The sequence below is a fragment of the Streptomyces sp. NPDC020801 genome (assembly GCF_044334385.1).
Lineage (GTDB): Bacteria > Actinomycetota > Actinomycetes > Streptomycetales > Streptomycetaceae > Streptomyces.
This window is the reverse complement of the sequence record NZ_JBIRST010000021.1, coordinates 82,396-100,979: the sequence shown is the minus strand read 5'-3', so window position 1 is coordinate 100,979 and position 18,584 is coordinate 82,396. Positions and strand designations below refer to the sequence as shown.

15 protein-coding genes are annotated in these 18,584 nt (G+C 72.8%); 6 read left to right on the top strand and 9 right to left on the bottom strand.

All coding sequences use genetic code 11. From position 1 onward, the window contains the following. Window positions 1-51: 51 nt before the first annotated feature. On the bottom strand, window positions 52-1,884 hold the full coding sequence (locus ACH4UM_RS33140; RefSeq protein ID WP_398187539.1) for a prolyl oligopeptidase family serine peptidase: 1,833 nt from the start codon (window positions 1,882-1,884) through the stop codon (window positions 52-54). A 109-nt stretch (window positions 1,885-1,993) separates the two neighbouring features. Here ACH4UM_RS33140 and ACH4UM_RS33135 point away from each other — a divergent pair, with 109 nt between their 5' ends. Continuing rightward, complete coding sequence (locus ACH4UM_RS33135) at window positions 1,994-2,800, top strand: SURF1 family protein (protein WP_398187536.1); 807 nt, start codon at window positions 1,994-1,996, stop codon at window positions 2,798-2,800. A gap of 93 nt (window positions 2,801-2,893) precedes the next feature. Here the strand turns inward: ACH4UM_RS33135 and ACH4UM_RS33130 are convergent, their stop codons facing one another. From ACH4UM_RS33130 to ACH4UM_RS33100, 7 genes are all read right to left on the bottom strand, one after another. After that, window positions 2,894-4,075 (bottom strand): hypothetical protein, encoded by a 1,182-nt coding sequence (locus tag ACH4UM_RS33130; RefSeq protein ID WP_398187533.1) that lies wholly within the window; start codon window positions 4,073-4,075, stop codon window positions 2,894-2,896. Next, window positions 4,072-4,647 (bottom strand): SigE family RNA polymerase sigma factor, encoded by a 576-nt coding sequence (locus ACH4UM_RS33125; protein WP_398187660.1) that lies wholly within the window; start codon window positions 4,645-4,647, stop codon window positions 4,072-4,074. The genes ACH4UM_RS33130 and ACH4UM_RS33125 overlap by 4 nt, the downstream gene beginning before the upstream one ends. 511 nt (window positions 4,648-5,158) lie before the next feature. Continuing rightward, the gene (locus ACH4UM_RS33120; RefSeq protein WP_398187530.1) at window positions 5,159-6,211 is read right to left on the bottom strand and encodes an aspartate-semialdehyde dehydrogenase; all 1,053 of its coding nucleotides are present in this window, start codon (window positions 6,209-6,211) and stop codon (window positions 5,159-5,161) included. Between the two features lie 52 nt (window positions 6,212-6,263). After that, window positions 6,264-7,541, bottom strand: coding sequence for an aspartate kinase (locus tag ACH4UM_RS33115; protein WP_398187528.1), 1,278 nt, complete (start codon window positions 7,539-7,541; stop codon window positions 6,264-6,266). Between the two features lie 201 nt (window positions 7,542-7,742). Then, complete coding sequence (locus ACH4UM_RS33110; protein WP_398187525.1) at window positions 7,743-8,402, bottom strand: DUF5063 domain-containing protein; 660 nt, start codon at window positions 8,400-8,402, stop codon at window positions 7,743-7,745. Continuing rightward, window positions 8,395-8,994 (bottom strand): recombination mediator RecR, encoded by a 600-nt coding sequence (recR, locus tag ACH4UM_RS33105; protein ID WP_398187522.1) that lies wholly within the window; start codon window positions 8,992-8,994, stop codon window positions 8,395-8,397. The genes ACH4UM_RS33110 and recR overlap by 8 nt, the downstream gene beginning before the upstream one ends. Before the next feature lie 61 nt (window positions 8,995-9,055). Further along, on the bottom strand, window positions 9,056-9,400 hold the full coding sequence (locus tag ACH4UM_RS33100) for a YbaB/EbfC family nucleoid-associated protein (RefSeq protein WP_398187519.1): 345 nt from the start codon (window positions 9,398-9,400) through the stop codon (window positions 9,056-9,058). A gap of 298 nt (window positions 9,401-9,698) precedes the next feature. Here ACH4UM_RS33100 and ACH4UM_RS33095 point away from each other — a divergent pair, with 298 nt between their 5' ends. Then, a complete protein-coding gene (locus tag ACH4UM_RS33095) occupies window positions 9,699-10,445 on the top strand; it encodes an SLATT domain-containing protein (RefSeq protein WP_398187516.1) in 747 nt (248 codons plus the stop codon). A gap of 172 nt (window positions 10,446-10,617) precedes the next feature. On the opposite strand, the gene ACH4UM_RS33090 is transcribed toward ACH4UM_RS33095, so the two are convergent. Then, on the bottom strand, window positions 10,618-12,729 hold the full coding sequence (locus ACH4UM_RS33090; RefSeq protein ID WP_398187513.1) for a serine/threonine-protein kinase: 2,112 nt from the start codon (window positions 12,727-12,729) through the stop codon (window positions 10,618-10,620). Between the two features lie 451 nt (window positions 12,730-13,180). On the opposite strand from ACH4UM_RS33090, the gene ACH4UM_RS33085 reads away from it, so the two are divergent. The 4 genes from ACH4UM_RS33085 (at window position 13,181) to ACH4UM_RS33070 (ending at window position 18,523) form a co-directional block, all read left to right on the top strand. Next, complete coding sequence (locus tag ACH4UM_RS33085) at window positions 13,181-14,536, top strand: aspartate aminotransferase family protein (protein ID WP_398187657.1); 1,356 nt, start codon at window positions 13,181-13,183, stop codon at window positions 14,534-14,536. 127 nt (window positions 14,537-14,663) lie between these two features. Next, on the top strand, window positions 14,664-15,368 hold the full coding sequence (locus ACH4UM_RS33080; protein ID WP_398187510.1) for a GntR family transcriptional regulator: 705 nt from the start codon (window positions 14,664-14,666) through the stop codon (window positions 15,366-15,368). Next, window positions 15,365-17,794, top strand: a complete 2,430-nt coding sequence (locus ACH4UM_RS33075; protein ID WP_398187508.1) for a dolichyl-phosphate beta-glucosyltransferase — start codon at window positions 15,365-15,367, stop codon at window positions 17,792-17,794. Before ACH4UM_RS33080 ends, ACH4UM_RS33075 begins: the two co-directional genes overlap by 4 nt. Before the next feature lie 78 nt (window positions 17,795-17,872). Further along, window positions 17,873-18,523 (top strand): hypothetical protein, encoded by a 651-nt coding sequence (locus tag ACH4UM_RS33070; RefSeq protein WP_398187505.1) that lies wholly within the window; start codon window positions 17,873-17,875, stop codon window positions 18,521-18,523. The last annotated feature ends 61 nt before the right edge of the window (window positions 18,524-18,584 follow it).

Here is an 18,584-nt window from a genome sequence, read left to right as displayed (position 1 = left end):
ACGGGCGGGGGCTTTGCCCCCGCCCCGCTCCACCCGGGGGCAGCCGTCCGTTCAGTTCGGCAAGTGGCGCTTTGCGAAGTCGAGTTCGAGGCGGACTTGTTTGATGCGTTCGTCGACGACCAGGGAGCCGTGGCCGGCGTCGTAGCGGTAGACCTCGTGGAGGGCGCCGCGGGCTTCGAGGCGTTTGACGTAGTTCTCGATCTGGCGGATGGGGCAGCGGGGGTCGTTGACGCCCGCGGAGATGTAGACGGGGGCCTTGACCTGGTCGACATAGGTCAGGGGTGAGGATGCCTCGAAGCGTTCGGGGACCTCTTCCGGGGTGCCGCCGAGCAGGGTGCGGTCCATGGCCTTCAGGGCTTCCATCTCGTCGTGGTACGCCGTGACGTAGTCGGCGACAGGGACCGCCGCGATGCCCAGGGTCCAGGCGTCCGGCTGGACGCCGAGGCCGAGCAGGGTGAGGTAGCCGCCCCAGGAACCGCCGGTGAGGATCAGGCGGTCGGGGTCGGCGAGGCCGGAGGCGACCGCCCACTCGCGGACCGCCGCGACGTCCTCCAGCTCGATCAGGCCCACCCGGTGCTTGAGCGCGTCCGTCCACTCCCGGCCGTAGCCCGTGGAGCCGCGGTAGTTGACGCGGACCACCGCGTAGCCGTGGTCGACCCAGGCGGCCGGGCCGGCGGCGAAGGAGTCGCTGTCGTGCCAGGTGGGGCCACCGTGGAGGTCGAAGACCGTGGGGAGGGGCCCCACCGCGTCATGGGGTTTCTGGATCAGGGCGTGGATGCGGCCGCCGGGGCCGTCCACCCATACGTCCTCCATCGGGACCGACGCGGGTGAGCGCATGCCGGGCGGGTCCAGGACCACCCCGCCGATCGTCGAGCGGACCACGGGCGGCTCGGCCGCCGAGGACCACAGGTACTCCACGCTGCCGTCCGGGCGGGCCGTCGCACCGGAGACGGTGCCGGGCAGGGTCGGGATCTTCGCCAGTTCGCGGCTCGCCAGGTCGTAGCGGAACAGCTCGCTGCGGGCCTCGAAGCTGTGCGCCACGAGCAGGCCGGTCCCGTCCGGATACCACTCGGCGCTCACGTCGCCGGGCAGGTCCAGGGCCAGATCGGTCTCCTCCCCCGTCGCCACGTCCCACACGAGCGGCTCCCAGCGGCCGCGCCGCTGGTGGCCGACAAGCAGCCGCGCGTCGCCCACGACCGGCGCGAAGCCCAGCACCTCCAGGCCCAGCTCGACCGTGCCGCCCTTGGTGTCGTCCAGTTCCGCGACCGCCGTGCCGTCCGGGCGCAGGACCCGCAGCGCCGAGTGCATGGCGTCGCCGTGCTCGGTGTGCTCGACGGCGATCAGCGTGCCGTCGTGCGAGAGGTCGCCGACGCCCGCCGACTCCCGGTGGCGGTAGATCTCCACGGGGGCCCGGCCCGAGCCCAGGCGCGCGAGGTGGATCGTGGTGCCCTCCTCGTCGGTGGAGCGGCCCACCACCGCCGTACGCCCGTCCCGGCCGAGTGCCAGGCCCGCCGGGTACGAGGGGTCCAGCTCCGGCACGCCCGGCTCGTCGGGGCCGCCGTCGAACGGCTGGCGGCGCCAGACGCCGAACTCGTCGCCGTCCTTGTCGTCGAACCACCAGATCCACCGGCCGTCCGGGGAGAGCACGCCGTCCGTCGTGCCGTTGGGCCGGTCCGTCGCCTGGCGCTGCCGGCCCGTCCCCCGGTCCCAGGCGTACAGCTCGTACGTCCCCGTCGCGTTCGACACGAACAGGGCGCGGTCCGGCGCGTCCTCCGCCCAGTCGGGCAGGGACACCCGGGGCGCCCGGAAGCGCTTCTCCCAGTCCGGCATCTGCTCGATCGGCCCCCGCTGGTCCCGCGAGGCGGACCCGTTGCTCTCAGTCATGGCCCCATAGTGCCTGGCCGGGCCGACAATGTGGCGCCACGTTCCCCAGCCTGTGGACAACTTCGACCCCGCGACCGGGTGCGCCCGGCGGCACCGTACCGTTGAAGGCGTGTACCGGTTCCTGCTGACGCCCCGGTGGTGGGGCATCAACGTCTTCGTGCTGCTGGCCATCCCCTTCTGCGTCTTCATGGGCTCCTGGCAGCTGAGCCGGTTCGAGGCGCGGGTGCAGGACCACCGGGCCGCGACCGCGCAGGCCGCCTCGGACCGCGAGGAGACGGCGCGCCCCCTGGAGCGGTTGCTGCCCGTCGACAAGCGGACCTCGGGAATGCAGGTCACCGCCGGCGGCCGGTACGGCAAGCAGTTGCTGGTCCCGGGCCGCGAGCTGGACGGCAGGCGCGGGTACTACGTGCTGACGCTGCTGCGCACCGGCTCCGGCAAGGCGCTGCCGGTCGTACGGGGCTGGCTGCCGGGCTCCGCCGACTCGGCGAAGGCCCCCGCGCCGCCCACGGGCGAGATCACGGTCACCGGGGCGCTGCAGGCGTCCGAGACGCCGGGCGACAACGGGGTGAGCGCGGCGGGCGGACTGCCGTCCGGGCAGACCGCGGCGATCAGCGCGGCGTCACTGGTGAACCTCGTGCCCTATGACGTCTACGACGCGTGGATCACGCTCGACAGGGCCGACGCGGGGATGAGGGCGGTGCCGCCGAAGGCGCCGGACAACACCGGGCTGGACCTGAAGGCCTTCCAGAACCTCGGCTACACCGGCGAGTGGTTCGTCTTCGCCGGCTTCGTGGTCTTCATGTGGTTCCGGCTGGTACGGCGCGAGGTGGAGGCCGTACGGGACGCGGAGCTGGGGCTGGTGCCGGAGGGCACCGCCGAGACCAGGCCGGCCACCGGCGCCCCGTCCGGCGTCTGAGCGACGTCTGAGCGACGTCCGACCGGCTGCCCGGCCGGCGTCCGGCCGGCGCCTACGAGGCCGTATGCCCCGCCTACGAGGCCGTACGTTCCGCTACGACGCAGCCAGCACCCCTGTGCGGTAGATCGTGCCCGCGCAGGCGTTCGTCACCGTGGCCGAGACCGTGGGAGAACCCGCCTCCGCCGTGTGGGAGACCACCACGCTGCCGTCGGCCGTGCCGCCGTCCGCCCGCATCAGCTGGGTGGAGGTGCCGGCGTCCGTGCCCGTCGTCGCGCCGCCGGTCGCGCTCGCGCCCTGGGTGGGGGACGGGCCGGGCGAGGGCCCGCCGGTCTCGGTGCCTCCGGTGCTGCTGCCGCCGCTGCCGCTGCTGGTGGGGCAGGTCCCGGAGGGCACCCAGGCGAACTTCACCTCGTAGGCCGAAGCCGGCGGCAGGACCAGTCCGGAGACCTCGGTGGAGGGGTCGGGCAGTCCGGCCGCGGCGTCGCCGGAGGTGTGCCGCACCACGCTGATCCTGGTGGCGTCGGCCGCGCCCTGCGCGAGCGGGGTCACCGTGCCGGGGCCGCCGACCGTACAGCTGGTGGTGGAGATGTTCGCGATGTGGAAGGTGCCGTAGACGACACCGGTGGAGTCGGGGGCGTCGACCGTCGCGGTGGCGGAGCCGAGCTGGGCGGCCGTGCACACCGGGGTGCCGGTACCGGTGGTGGCCGAGGGGTTGTCCGGCCCCCCGGCCGACCCGCCGCCGGAGCCGGTGGCGGGGCCGCCCCTCCGGCCGTCCTTCTTGCCGCCCGTGCCCTTGTCCGGGGCCTTGTCGGACGGGCCGCCGGTGCTGTTCGTCCCGCCGTCGGGGCCCTTGATCCGGCCCGTGCCGCCCTGGGCCTGGGAGGCCTGGCCGGCGATGGCGGGGTTGGCGTCGGAGCCGGTGGAGTCGGAGACGTGCACGAGGGCCGGGACGGCGGTGCCGATGAACAGGGCGGCGGCGGCCATGCCGACCGCGGCCTGCCGCTTGCGGGCCCGCCGGGCCGGGACCGCGCGCCGCAGGTGGTCCAGCGTGCCGTCACGCGGCTCGACGTCCTGGACCGCCTGGTGCAGCATCCTGCGCAGGGCCAGCTCGTCCGAGTCGAACCCCTCGGGGCCCAGTTCGTCGGGGCTGTGGTTCACGGTTCCGTTCCCAGCGTGCGATTGCGTGTGCTCTTGCTCGTGTGGCCGCGTCGGCTCGTGCCACGCGTAGGGCTCGTGCCGCTCGTGCGAGTCGCGGCCCTCTTCGTTCTCCCTCACGCCCGCGCCTCCATCGCGATCCGGAGCGCCGCGATGCCGCGGGAGCCGTAGGCCTTGACCGAGCCGAGCGATATCCCGAGGGTTTCGGCGACCTGGGCCTCGGTCATGTCCGCGAAGTAGCGCAGCACCAGCACCTCGCGCTGGCGACGCTGCAGGCCCTTCATCGCCTTGATCAGCGAGTCGCGCTCCAGCTGGTCGTAGGCGCCCTCCTCGGCGCTCGCCATGTCCGGCATCGGCTTGGACAGCAGCTTCAGGCCGAGGATGCGGCGGCGCAGCGCCGAACGCGAGAGGTTGACGACCGTCTGACGCAGATAGGCGAGTGTCTTCTCCGGGTCGCGGACCCGCCTGCGGGCCGAGTGGACGCGGATGAACGCCTCCTGGACCACGTCCTCGCAGGAGGCGGTGTCGTCGAGGAGGAGCGCGGCCAGGCCCAGCAGCGAGCGGTAGTGGGCGCGGTAGGTCTCGGTGAGGTGGTCGACGGTGGTGCCGGCCGCCGCGGCCTCCTCGGCGCCGTCACGCTGGTTCGGGATGCGGGCGGGCCGCGCTGCGGGCATGGGCGCGATCACCGGCATGCCGCCGGGCACGCGCGGCCGGAGCGCCGCGCGGGGCCGGCCGAGGGCCGTGCCGCGGGTCGCCGCTGGGGATACCCCCCGCTCGAAGAGCCTGGGGGAGAAGTCGAGAACCTCTGCCACGCCAGTTGGACACGTCTGCCCCCGCCGGGGTTGTACGCGTCGGGCATCACTTTTGCGCCGAGTGCCGGGACCGACAACGTTCTCACGGCAGGCGGCGCAACGGACGGTGCCTCATATGCCCACATGCGTCCCGCTCTTCCCCTATGTCCTGAAATAAGCAGGACGTCCCCACGCCCCGCAGCGTCCCCACGCCCCCGAAAGGCGACCGCAAAGACGCTCCCCGCCCTTCACGCGGTTGCGAAGGGCGGGGAGGAGAATCTTCCGACGCCGAGGCAGCACGGATCAAGTGGTACGGACCATTGACCCGACCACTCTTTCTTACATGGATCCTACAAACGAATCCGGCCGCGGCCGCGGGATTTCCCGCGGTAACCCGGTTCTGCGACAGGAGTCACGGTGACTCGGCGGCCACCAACTCGGCGATCTGCGCCGTGTTCAGCGCGGCGCCCTTGCGCAGGTTGTCGCCGCAGACGAAGAGTTCGAGCGCCGTGGGGTCGTCCAGCGCCCGGCGCACCCTGCCGACCCATGTCGGGTCCGTGCCCACCACGTCGGCGGGGGTGGGGAACTCTCCCGCGGCCGGGTCGTCGCACAGCACCACACCGGGGGCGGTGGCGAGGATCTCCCGGGCCTTGTCGACGGTGACCTCGCCCTCGAAGCGGGCGTGCACGGTCAGGGAGTGCACGGTGATCACGGGGACACGCACACAGGTGACGGCGACCGGCAGCTGGGGCAGGCCGAGGATCTTGCGGGACTCGGCCCGGACCTTCATCTCCTCCGACGACCAGCCGTCGTCGCACAGCGACCCGGCCCAGGGCACGACGTTCAGCGCGACCGGCTCCGGGAAGGGCCCGGTGTCCTCCCCGACGGCCCGCCGTACGTCACCGGGGCAGGTGCCCAGCTCCGAACCGGCGACCAGGGACAGCTGCCGGCGCAGCGCCTGAACGCCCGCGCGCCCGGCCCCGCTCACCGCCTGGTACGAGGAGACGACCAGCTCACGCAGCCCGAACTCGGCGTGCAGCGCGCCCACCGCCACGATCATGGACAGCGTGGTGCAGTTGGGGCTGGAGATGATCCCGCGCGGGCGTCGCCGCACCGCGTACGGATTGACCTCCGGCACCACCAGCGGCACATCGGCATCCCGGCGGAACGCGCCGGAGTTGTCGACCACCACCGCGCCCTTGGCCGCCGCGACCGGCGCCCATCGCGCGGCGACCTCGTCGGGGACGTCGAACAGGGCGATGTCCACCCCGTCGAACGCCTCCTCGCCGAGCGCCACCACCTCGACCTCCTCGCCGCGCACGGCCAGCTTGCGGCCGGCCGAGCGCGGTGAGGCGACCAGGCGGATCTCGCCCCAGACGTCCGCGCGCTGGGACAGGATCCGGAGCAGGACCGTGCCGACGGCTCCGGTCGCTCCCACGACCGCGAGCGTCGGTCGGACGGTCATCGTCGTACGCCTCCGTGCAAGGGGGCGGGGGTCGCCCGCCGCCGGGGGACGGTCATCGTCCGGTGCCGCCGTAGACGACGGCCTCGTCGCTGTCGGAGTCGAGTCCGAAGGCGGTGTGCACGGCGCGCACGGCCTCCGGCACGTCGTCCTTGCGGGTGACGACCGAGATACGGATCTCGGAGGTCGAGATCAGCTCGATGTTCACACCCGCGTCGGACAGCGCGGTGAAGAAGTCCGCGGTGACGCCCGGGTTGGTCTTCATGCCCGCGCCGACCAGCGAGATCTTGCCGATCTGGTCGTCGTAGCGCAGGGAGTCGAAGCCGATGCCGGCCCGGTTCTTCTCCAGCGCGTCGATGGCCTTGCGGCCCTCGGTCATCGGCAGCGTGAAGGAGATGTCCGTCAGGCCGGTGGAGGCGGCGGACACGTTCTGCACGACCATGTCGATGTTGATCTCGGCATCGGCGATCGTACGGAAGATGGACGCGGCCTCGCCCGGCTTGTCGGGCACGCCGACGACCGTGATCTTGGCCTCGGAGGTGTCGTGCGCGACACCGGAGATGATGGCCTGCTCCACCTGCTTGTCCCCTTGCTCGATCGGCTCGCTGCTGACCCACGTGCCCTGCAGCCCACTGAAGGAGGAGCGGACGTGGATCGGGATGTTGTACCGGCGGGCGTACTCCACGCAACGGTGGAGCAGCACCTTGGAGCCGGACGCGGCCAGCTCCAGCATGTCCTCGAAGGAGATCCAGTCGATCTTCCGGGCCTTCTTCACCACGCGCGGGTCGGCGGTGAACACGCCGTCGACGTCGGTGTAGATCTCGCAGACCTCGGCGTCGAGAGCGGCGGCGAGCGCCACGGCGGTGGTGTCGGAGCCACCGCGGCCGAGCGTGGTGATGTCCTTCTTGTCCTGGCTGACGCCCTGGAAGCCGGCGACGATGGCGATGTTGCCCTCGTCCAGCGCGGTCCGGATGCGGCCCGGTGTGACATCGATGATCCGGGCTTTGTTGTGGACCGAGTCGGTGATGACACCTGCCTGGCTGCCGGTGAACGACTGGGCCTTGTGACCCAGGTTCTTGATCGCCATGGCCAGCAGTGCCATGGAGATCCGTTCTCCGGCGGTCAGCAGCATGTCGAGCTCGCGTCCGGCAGGCATCGGCGAAACCTGCTCGGCGAGATCGATCAGCTCGTCCGTCGTGTCGCCCATCGCGGAAACGACCACGACAACATCGTTGCCGTTCTTCTTCGCTTCCACGATCCGCTTGGCGACGCGCTTGATGCCCTCGGCATCGGCTACGGAGGAGCCTCCGTACTTCTGCACGACAAGGCCCACGTGCGCTCCTCGCTCAGTCCGTGTTTCTCCCGCACATACGCAGTTGCAGTGCGGTCGGCTCAGTCTAACGAGCGTCCGAATTTCCCCTCCGCGATGCCGCATCGTGAGATGTCCGGCGCCCGTTTCTCAGGACGGCTCATGCCCACGCCACGGGACGGCACTCGGAAAGTGCGCGGGGTCACACGAACGGCGGGCGGCACCTCACTTGGCGCCGCGCAGGCCCAGGGGGGCGGCGATCTCCTGCGCCATCACCTTGCCGGCCTCGAACTCCAGGGTCTCGTCGCCCATGCCCTGGTCGGTGTCCAGGCCGTCCAGCTCCTCCAGGGGCTGGTTCAGACGGACGTGGGCGACCAGCGACTGCAACGCCCGCAGCGTCGCGGACGCCGTCGAGCCCCAGTTGGAGAAGTAGGAGAACTGCCACCACCACAGGGCCTCGGTGGTGCGGCCCGCGCGGTAGTGGGCCATGCCGTGGCGCAGGTCGGCCACGACGTCCGCGAGGTCGTCGGAGATCCGGGCCGGGACGGGGGCCCGGCGCGGCTCGTAGGGGTCGAAGACCTCGGAGTAGACGTCGATCGGCTCCAGCAGACGGGCGAGGTTCTCGCGGAGCAGGTCCACGTCCGGCTCGGGGCCGGAGTCGGGCTCGTAGCGCTCGTCGGGCACGATGTCCTCGTGCGCGCCGAGCCGGCCGCCGGCCAGCAGCAGCTGGGAGACCTCCAGGAGGAGGTAGGGCACGGCCGATTCCGGCTCGTCGCCCCTGGCGATCTCGGCGACCGCGACGAGGAAGCTCTCGACCTGATCGGCGATCTGGACCGCGAAGTCGTCCGGGTTCTGGCTGGTCGCGTGCAGCGTGGCGTCAGACATCTAGGAGTCGTCTCCCCTCGAAGGCGCGGCCGAGGGTGACCTCGTCCGCGTATTCCAGGTCGCCACCCACCGGGAGGCCGCTGGCCAGGCGGGTGACCTTCAGGCCCATGGGCTTGATCATGCGGGCGAGGTACGTCGCCGTCGCCTCGCCTTCGAGATTCGGGTCCGTGGCCAGGATCAGCTCGGTGACCGTGCCGTCCGCGAGGCGGGCGAGCAGCTCCCGGATCCGCAGGTCGTCGGGGCCCACGCCCTCGATCGGGCTGATCGCACCGCCCAGGACGTGGTAGCGGCCGCGGAACTCACGGGTGCGCTCGATGGCGACGACGTCCTTCGGCTCCTCGACCACGCAGATGACGGCCGGGTCGCGGCGGGTGTCGCGGCAGATGCCGCACAGCTCCTCCTGTGCGACGTTGCCACAGGTCGCGCAGAAGCGGACCTTCGCCTTCACCTCGAGCAGGGCCTGGGCGAGCCGCCGTACGTCCGCCGGTTCCGCCTGGAGGATGTGGAAGGCGATCCGCTGGGCGCTCTTGGGACCGACGCCGGGCAGCCGTCCCAGCTCGTCGATGAGGTCCTGGACCACGCCTTCGTACAACGGACTGCCGTCCTTCCTGACGGTTTTCTTCGGTACGTACGGTAGTTGCCCGGCACCCGCCTTAGAAAGGCAGCCCCGGGATGCCGCTGCCGCCGCCCAGACCCTGGGCGAGCGGGCCGAGCTTCTGCTGCTGGAGGCTCTGGGCGTTCTCGTTGGCGGCCTGGACGGCCGCGACGACCAGGTCGGCGAGGGTCTCGGTGTCCTCCGGGTCGACCGCCTTCGGGTCGATCTTCAGCGCGCGCAGCTCGCCGGCGCCGGTGACGGTGGCCCGCACCAGACCGCCGCCCGCCTGCCCCTCGACCTCGGTCCGCGCCAGTTCCTCCTGGGCCTGCTGCAGGTCCTGCTGCATCTTCTGGGCCTGCTGGAGCAGCTGCTGCATGTTGGGCTGGCCACCACCGGGAATCACGATCAGCTCCTGCTTTCGTACGGCTGTCCGGGCGGGGATCGACCGATCGTTCCCCGTTGGCACGAGCCTACGTGGTCCAGGCAGACAGCGCCCCGCCACTCTTTCGAGTGAGTCTCGGGTGAGTCCTATACCTGATCAAGGCCCTCTTCCGGGCGGAAAAGAGGTGCTTGATGCCTCTTCGCCACCCATTGGGGGGTAGGAAGGGGTCCGGCGCGGCGGCCAGGGTCCTGGCGACGGGGCCCCAGGGCCGTACCAGCGCCTGCCAGCGTCACGCACCGTGATCAGTAGGGAGTGCCGGGTGGGTCAGCCGGAGATGCAGCCCGAGCGTCCGCCTCAGGACGGGCGGGGCGACGGGGCGGCCGGGCTGCGGCCGGGCGATCTGACCGGGCGGCCCTTCCCGCTCGGCGACTGGGGCGAGCCGGCCCAGCGGCTGGACGAGCTGTACCGGTGGGTGGAGCGGGGGGCTCTGCAGACGGCGGCCTGGTACCTCGCGGAGCGGGTGTGGAAGCGGCGGGGGGCGCGGGTGCTGCGGTGCGGGGCCGCGGCCGGGGCGGTGGCCGGGGCGGCGCTGCCCCTGCTGGATCTGACCGGCGTGGTCGGCGGGGTGGCGCCGTGGGGGTATCTGGCGCTGCTGCTGTCCGTGGCGTGCGTCGGGACCGACCGGTACTTCGGGGTGACCTCGGGGTGGATAAGGGACACGGCGACCGCGCAGGCGGTGCAGCGGCGGCTGCAGGCGCTGCAGTTCGACTGGGCGACCGAGTGCGTGCGGGAGGTCCTGGGACCGGCGGAGGGGACGGCCAGTGAGGCCACCGAGCGGTGCCTGGCGGTGCTGCGGCGGTTCTCGGAGGACGTGACCGAGCTGGTGCGCACCGAGACGGCGGACTGGATGGTGGAGTTCCGGATCGGCTCGGCGCCGATGGGGATCCAGTCGGCGGTACCGGGCAGCGGGCGGCCGGAGGTGGGCGGCGGCCACGGCCGGCCGGCCCTGCCACCGGGCACCGCCCGTCCGAACATGCCCCGGCAGCGGCCGCCGGAGCCGCGGTGACACCGAGTTCCGGAGCCGCCGGTGACACCGAGGGCCGGAGCCACGGCGACAGCCGAGAGCCGGAACCACGGCAACGGCCGAGGACCGGAACCACGGCAACGGCCGAGGACCGGAGCCCGGGGGCCCGGGGGTCCCACGCGCGGAGCTTCGGGCACCGTTCCTGCCTGGTGCGTCACTGCCTGGTGTAGGTCAGCTTCTCCCCGTTGCCCGTGTTCACCCGCTGCAGGGTGCCGTCCGGCAGCAGGGTGACCTCCGTGGCCGCGCCCGGGTTGCAGGCCGAACCCGACCCGCTGGTGACGGTGGAGGGGCCGATCTCCAGCGGCCCGCTCGCGCCCGGCTGCTGGGTGAGCCGGGCCTCGAACACGCAGTGGTAGCTGCCGCCGCCGTCGGTGGGGCCGGCGGCGGCGAGCGTGAGCACGGTGTCACCCACCTCGCCCTGGGTGATGGTGAGTTGGCGGGTGTTCGGGCCGAAGGCGTTGTTGATCGTCGCCGTCCAGCTGCCGAGGTACGCGGCCGGGACCACCCCGCCGGTCGGGGAGGGCGAGTCCGGCTGCGAGGTCGCGGGGGACGGACCGGAGCCGCCGGAGTCGGGGGTGGTCGGCGTGACGGGGGCGCTCACGGTCGGCGAGGAGCCGGGCCCGCCGCCCTTGTCGTCACCGCCGCCGCCCTTCATCAGGGCGTACACCGAGCCGCCCGCGCCGAGCGCGACGACCACCGCCACCGCGACCAGCGCCGCAGTGGAGCGGCCTCGGCGCGGCTCCCGCCCGGGCAGGGCGCCCGGGCCGTACGGCGGGGTCGAACCGAACAGCGGCGGGCCGTGGGGCGCAGTAGTGCCCAGGCCGGCGTACGGGTGCTGCGCCGGCGAACCGGGCGGCCCGGACCAGCCGGCGGGCTGCTGCGGGTAACCGTGGACGGCTGGCTGGGGGTGCTGCTGGGGATAGCCGTAGGCGGGGTGCGCGGGCGCCGGCCCCGGCGCGGGTGTCTGCCCCGCCGCCATGGTGGGCAGATGGTTCACCGGGTTCTGCGCCCCACCGCCCGGCTGCCCCGGGGGCGTCGGGGTGGACGAGGCGCCGGACGAGCCCGGGGCGCCGGCATCCAAGGCGTCGGCGGCCGCGGCGTGCTCGGGCGAGGGCTGGGGCTGGGGCTGGGGCCGGGCAGCCGCGGCGGCAGCGGGGGCTGCGGGGACCGCCGCGGGAGGGTGCGCCGCGGCGGCGGGCAGGGCCCCCGGCCCGCCGGCGGCGGGGGGCTCCCCGTCCGCCCCGGAAACCGCCTTCACCCCCTTGGTCAGCTCCACGGCACCGGCGGCGGCCGCCTCCCCCGGCGCCTGCTCGCCCTGCGGCTGCTGCTGCGGCGGCTGCGGCTCCTCCGGGTTTTCAGCGTCCAGCAACTGCACCGCGTGCCGCCCGAGTTGGGCCACCAGGGCGCTCGGCAGCCACGGGTCGCGGAAGCGGCCGCCGGCCACCGTGTCCTCGGCTCCGGTGAGCTGGAGGATCCGGTCCAGGGTGGGCCGCGCCGCCGGGTCCTTCTTCAGGCAGGCGCGGACCAGGTCGGCGATGCCCTCGGGCAGCGCCTCCAGGTCGGGCTCCTCCTCGGCGATGCGGAACATCAGCGCGTGCACCCCGCTGTCGGCGCCGCCGAAGGGAAGCGCACCGGTGGCGGCGTAGGCGAGCACGGAGCCGAGGCAGAAGACGTCGCACGCGGGCGTGACCCGGTCGCCGCGCACCTGCTCGGGCGCCATGAACCCGGGCGAGCCGACCAGCGCGCCGGTCCGGGTGAGCCCACCGTCCGTGACGGTCTCCAGGGCCCGTGCGATGCCGAAGTCGATGACACGCGGCCCGTCGATCGTCACCAGCACGTTGGAGGGCTTGAGGTCGCGGTGGATGAGACCGGCGGCGTGGATGTCCTTGAGCGCACCCGCCAGCCCGGCCGCGAGGACGCGCACCGAGCGCTCGGGCAGCGGGCCGTGGTCGTGCCCGACGACCTGCTGCAGGCTGGGCCCGGCGACATAGCCGGTGGCGACCCAGGGCACGGCGGCCTCGGTGTCCGCGTCCAGCACGGGCGCCGTCCAGTGACCGCCGACCCGCCGCGCGGCCTGCACCTCCTGCCGGAACCGCGCCCGGAACTCCTCCTGCCGTGCCAGCTCCTGCCGCACCAGCTTGACGGCGACGGTCCGCCCCCGGTCCGACCGGGCCAGATAGACCTGCCCCATGCCTCCGGCCCCGAGCCGCGCCAGCAGCCGGTAGGCCCCGATCAGCTGCGGATCGCCGGGTCCCAGCTTCTCCATGGCGAAACCGCCTCCCCCCGATATCCCCCGATACGCCCCTGTGCAACAGACCGAGGATAGTGCGGGGGCCGGGGCGGGCGAGCGGCCCGGTGTCTACGGTTCCGTAACAGCCCGTGCCTGCGCCGAGGCCAGACCCGCGCCGCCCCCTCCGGTACGGCCGCCCCACCCGACCGCACCGCCCCACCTGACCACACGGCACCCCGCCCGGCCCCGACCATATGGCGCCCACCCCACCCCGACCCCACCCCGTCCGCCCCCCCCGCCCCGCCCCGCCCCGACGCACAGCACCCGTGGGCCGGGCGCCACACCTCCCACCCCGACCGCACAGCACCCGCCCCACTCCGCCGGCGCGGACAGGCCCGACAACCTGTCGCGGAATCCCGCCGACCGCAGACAGGACGCCCATGCCGCGTCCGTATCCCGGACACCTACGCTCGCTTGCATGACGCCTCTGACCCCTCAGCCGAATCCCGAGGCCGGTGCGGCCGTGAAGGCCGCCGACCGTGCGCACGTGTTCCACTCCTGGTCCGCGCAGGAGCTCATCGACCCACTGGCCGTGGCCGGCGCCGAAGGGTCGTACTTCTGGGACTACGACGGCAGGCGCTACCTGGACTTCACCAGCGGGCTCGTCTACACCAACATCGGCTACCAGCACCCCAAGGTCGTCGCCGCGATCCAGGAGCAGGCGGCGAGCATGACCACCTTCGCGCCCGCGTTCGCCGTCGAGGCACGGTCGGAGGCGGCCCGCCTGATCGCCGAGCGGACGCCGGGCAACCTGGACAAGATCTTCTTCACCAACGGCGGCGCGGACGCCGTGGAGCACGCGATCAGGATGGCGCGGCTGCACACCGGCCGGCCGAAGGTGCTCTCGGCGTACCGCTCCTACCACGGAGGCACGCAGCAGGCCGTCAACCTCACCGGCGACCCGCGCCGCTGGGCCTCCGACAACGGCTCGGCCGGTGTCGTGCACTTCTGGGCGCCCTTCCTCTACCGCTCCCGCTTCTACGCCGAGACCGAGGAGCAGGAGTGCGCGCGGGCGCTCGAGCACCTGGAGACGACCATCGCCTTCGAGGGACCGGCGACCATCGCCGCGATCGTCCTGGAGACCATTCCGGGAACGGCGGGGATCATGGTGCCGCCGCCCGGCTACCTCGCCGGGGTGCGCGAGCTGTGCGACAAGTACGGCATCGTCTTCGTGCTGGACGAGGTCATGGCCGGGTTCGGGCGGACCGGTGAGTGGTTCGCGGCGGACCTGTCCGGTGTCGTACCGGACCTGATGACTTTCGCCAAGGGCGTGAACTCCGGGTACGTGCCACTGGGCGGTGTCGCGATCTCCGCACCGATCGCGGAGACCTTCGGCAAGCGGGCCTACCCGGGCGGTCTGACCTACTCCGGGCACCCGCTGGCGTGCGCGGCGGCCGTCGCGACGATCAAGGTGATGGCCGAGGAGGGCGTCGTCGAGAACGCCCGGCGGCTCGGCTCCGAGGTCGTGGAGCCGGGGCTGCGCGAGCTGGCCGAGCGGCACCCGAGCGTCGGCGAGGTGCGCGGCGTCGGCATGTTCTGGGCGCTGGAGCTGGTCAGGAACCGCGAGACCCGCGAGCCGCTGGTGCCGTACAACGCGGCCGGGGAGGCGAACGCGCCGATGGCCGCCTTCGGCGCCGCAGCCAAGGCCCACGGCCTGTGGCCCTTCATCAACATGAACCGCACCCATGTCGTCCCGCCCTGCAACGCCACCGAGGCCGAGCTGAAGGAGGGCCTGGCGGCCCTGGACGCCGCACTGTCCGTGGCCGACGAGCACACCGAGTAGCCCGGCCGCCCCGGGATCGCCGGGCAACCCGCGGAACCCGAACGCGTAAGGTGGCGTGCTCGTAGACATAGACGAGTACGCACATCGGCGAGTACGCCACCGAACGCGTGAGGGAGACGCCCCGACCATGCCCGGCATCAGTGGCAACGGCGCCGTGACGCGCAGCACCCTGCGGCAGCAGATCGCGGACGCGCTTCGGGACGAGGTGCTGGCCGGGCGGCTGCAGCCGGGGCAGGAGTTCACGGTCAAGGAGATCGCCGAGCAGTACGGGGTGTCCGCCACCCCCGTGCGGGAGGCGCTGGTCGACCTGTCCGCGCAGGGCCTGCTGGAGGCCGACCAGCACCGCGGCTTCCGGGTGCACGAGTACTCGCCGGCCGACCTGCGCGAGATGATCGAGGCCCGCAGCCTGGTCACCGACGGCATGTTCCAGGTCCTCGTCGCGGGCGGGCACGGGGCGCTGCGCGAACCGCTGGATCCGCGGACGACCGCGACGCTCGCCGGGGTGCGCCGGCGCGGCGAGGAGGCCCAGCGCGCCGCCACCGCAGGTGACCTGACCGTGCTGATCGGCTACGACCTGCGCTTCTGGCGCGAGCTGGGCGCCCTGTTCGGCAACCCCTACCTCTCCGACTTCCTGCACCGGCTGCGGGTGCAGTCCTGGGTGTGCGCGGTGCAGCACCTGCGTCGGCTCGACGATCTGCGCGGCCTGCTCTGGTCCGGCCACACCGAACTCGTCGACGCCCTGGCCAGGCGCGACATCGCCGCCGCCCGCGCGATCGTCGCCGCGTACAACGCGCACTCCCTCGCCCTCGTCGAGCGGCTGGCCGCCGCATGAGCGGCACCGTCACCCGGGTCGTCGACCTGTCCGTGGTCATACCCGCCTACAACGAGGAACAGCGGCTCGGGCCGACCCTCGACGCCGTCACCGAGTACCTGAGCGACAACGAGAGCCGATTCGGCGAGTGGGAGGTCGTCGTCGCCGACGACGGCTCCACCGACGCCACCGGCGACCTCGTCACGGACCGCCGGGACCCGCGCGTCCGGCTCGTCGCCGGCGAGCGCAACCGCGGCAAGGGCCACGCACTGCGCCTGGGCGTCGCCGCCACCTGCGGCCGCCGCGTGCTGGTCACCGACGCCGACCTCGCCGCCCCGATCGAGGAGCTGGAGCAGCTCGACAAGGCCCTCAGCGAGGGCAACAGGGCCGCCATCGGCTCGCGTTCGGTGCCCGGCGCCACGATAGAGAGCCACCAGCACCGGGTGCGCGAACTGCTGGGCCGCGCAGGGAACCTGCTCATACGCCGCACGGCGGTGCCCGGCATCCGCGACACCCAGTGCGGCTTCAAGCTCTTCGAGGGCGACCGCGCCCGCGCGGCCTTCGCCGCCTCCCGGCTCAACGGCTGGGGCATCGACGTGGAGGTCCTCCAGCACTTCCGCCGTTCCGACTGGCCCGTCGCCGAGGTCCCGGTCCGCTGGTCCCACCAGTCCGGTTCCAAGGTCGGCCCGCTCGACTACGCCCGGGTCCTCGTCGAACTCGGCCGCCTCAAGGCCCGCTCCGTCCGCCCGGCCGACCTCCTCGCCACCGCCCTCTTCCTCCTCCTGGCGGTGGCTCTCTACTCCGGCCGCTTCTTCGATCCCGGCCACCGATACCTCCCGGACAGCCTCCAGGACCAGAACCAGTGGGAGTGGTTCTTCGCCGTCACGGCCGACAGCGTCGCCCACCTGCACAATCCCTTGTTCACCGACCTCCAGGGCTTCCCCGACGGCGTGAACCTCATGGCCAACACGGTCATGCTGGGCCTGTCCGTGCCCTTCGCCCCCGTCACGCTGGCCTTCGGCCCCGCGGTCGCGCTCAGCCTCTGCATGACGCTGGGCCTGGCCGCGACCGCCGCCGCCTGGTACTGGCTGATCGTCAAACGGGTCGCACGGCAGCGGGGGGCCGCCTGCGTCGGCGCCGCGCTGGCCGCCTTCGCCCCGCCGATGGTCAGCCACGCCAACGCGCACCCGAACTTCGTCATCCTCTTCATGATCCCGCTGATCGTCGACCGGGCGCTGCGCCTGTGCGAGGGCGCTCGGGTCCGCCGGGACGGAACCGTGCTCGGGCTGATGGCGACGTACCAGATCTTCCTCGGCGAGGAGCCGCTGCTGCTGGCTGCGATTGGCATGACCCTGTTCGCCACCGCCTACGCGCTGGTGCGCAGGGACGTGGCGAAGGCGGCCTGGCGTCCGCTGCTGAAGGGGCTGCTGATCGCCGGGGCGGTCTGCCTGCCGATCATCGCCTACCCCCTGTACTGGCAGTTCGCGGGCCCGCAGAGCTACCGGAGCGTCCTGCACGGCGACAACGCGGGCAACAGCCCGCTCGCCCTGCTCGCCTTCGCGGATCGCTCCCTGTTCGCGGGCGACGCGCAGCGGGCGAACGCCCTGTCCCTGAACCCCACCGAGCAGAACGCCTTCTACGGCTGGCCGCTGGTTCTGCTCTCCTTCGCGATCGCCGTACGGATGTGGCAGCGTGCCCCGGTCAGGGCGCTGACGGTGACGGCGGCCGGCGCGGCACTGCTCTCGCTGGGCCCGAAGTTCCGCATCCCGCTGACCGACACGGTCTACCCCGGCCCCTGGGCCCTGCTCGCGCACAGGCCGCTCTTCGAGTCGGTCATCGAGGGCCGGGTGGCGATGATCTGCGCGCCGGCGCTGGGCATGCTGCTCGCGATCGCTCTCGCCAGGCTGTCGGAAACCCGCAGTGTCGGCACCCTCTACTGCGGTCTGCTCGCCGTCGCTCTCGCGCTGCTGCCCATCGTCCCGGCGCCGCTGAAGGCGGTGGACCGGGTTCCGGTGCCGCCGTTCATCTCGGACGGCATGTGGAAGTCGTACGTCCGCGACGGCGAGTCGCTCGTTCCCGTGCCGCTGCCCGACCCCGGCGCGGCGGAGGCCCTGCACTGGCAGACGGCGGCCCACCTCGGCTTCAGGCTCCCCGGCGGCTACTACAACGGCCCCTACGGCCCGGACCACATCGGCATCTACGGCGCCTCCCCCCGCTTCACCTCCAACATGCTGCGGGACGTGTGCTACACGGGCGTCGTGCCGGTCATCGGCAGGAACTGGCGGGCCCAGGCCCGGCGGGACTTCGCCTACTGGCACGCGGGCGTCCTGGTGCTCGCCCCCCAGCAGAACGACGGTCACCTGCGCGAGGCGGTCACCAAGCTGGTGGGCCGTCCGGGGAAGTGGACCGGCGGGGTGTGGGTATGGGACCTGCACGAGGGGAGCTGAGCCGAGGACGCACCGGCTACTCTCTACACTCCGCCGACCGCCGAACGCACTCCGCCCGACCTACGCGAGGAGCCCTCTTTGGCCTGTGACCTGTGGCTGGTACCGCTCGTCGACGTGTTGTGCCACACCCCCGACAACCCGTTCGCCGAGGAACTCGCGCAGTACAACAAGGTGCTCGCCGAGAACGGGCTCCCACCGGTGCCGGTGTACCAGTACATGCCGGGTCTGTCGGGTGAGGTCGCGCCGGTGGCCGGCTTCGACTACGACGCGCTGCACTTCCTGCGCCGCGCCTACCTCCTCCAGGTCTGTGGCCTGCCGCTGACCCCGGTGGACGAACTGGGCGGCGACTACGAGCAGTTGCTGGAGATGTTCGAGACCACCGCCCAGCAGTCCCACCTGGTCTGGCACTACGACCACGCGGGCGCCTATGTGCCGCTGGACTTCCCGCACCCTCTGTCCAACGACGAACTGCTGGCGAGCGGCGGCCCGTTGGGCTCCTCCCAGGCCCTGCTGCGGGAGCTGGAGTACGTCGCCCCGGCCATCGGCATCGACCCGGCCAACCCGCCGGCGCCCCCCGAGCCCCCGCTGGGCCCCACGGAGCTGGAGCAGCCGGCCGCCCCCGGCCCCTACGACCCCAGCCCCTTCGCCCGCGAGCGCCACGTGTGGCTGGGCCTGCACGCGGCGGCGACCCGGAGCCTGGCACAGGGGTCGATGATCGTCTTCAGCTGAGGGCGGCGGAGGGGCCGGCGGCCGCGCCCCTTCCGGGGCGGTCCGGCGCGGTCCGGCGCGG

Coding starts and splice junctions, on each gene's coding strand:
- ACH4UM_RS33140 (WP_398187539.1), bottom strand. CDS start 1,884: ATGACTGAGAGCAACGGGTCCGCCTCGCGGGACCAGCGGGGGCCGATC.
- ACH4UM_RS33125 (WP_398187660.1), bottom strand. CDS start 4,647: ATGCCGGTGATCGCGCCCATGCCCGCAGCGCGGCCCGCCCGCATCCCG.
- ACH4UM_RS33120 (WP_398187530.1), bottom strand. CDS start 6,211: ATGACCGTCCGACCGACGCTCGCGGTCGTGGGAGCGACCGGAGCCGTC.
- ACH4UM_RS33110 (WP_398187525.1), bottom strand. CDS start 8,402: ATGTCTGACGCCACGCTGCACGCGACCAGCCAGAACCCGGACGACTTC.
- ACH4UM_RS33090 (WP_398187513.1), bottom strand. CDS start 12,729: ATGGAGAAGCTGGGACCCGGCGATCCGCAGCTGATCGGGGCCTACCGG.
- ACH4UM_RS33080 (WP_398187510.1), top strand. CDS start 14,664: ATGCCCGGCATCAGTGGCAACGGCGCCGTGACGCGCAGCACCCTGCGG.
- ACH4UM_RS33075 (WP_398187508.1), top strand. CDS start 15,365: ATGAGCGGCACCGTCACCCGGGTCGTCGACCTGTCCGTGGTCATACCC.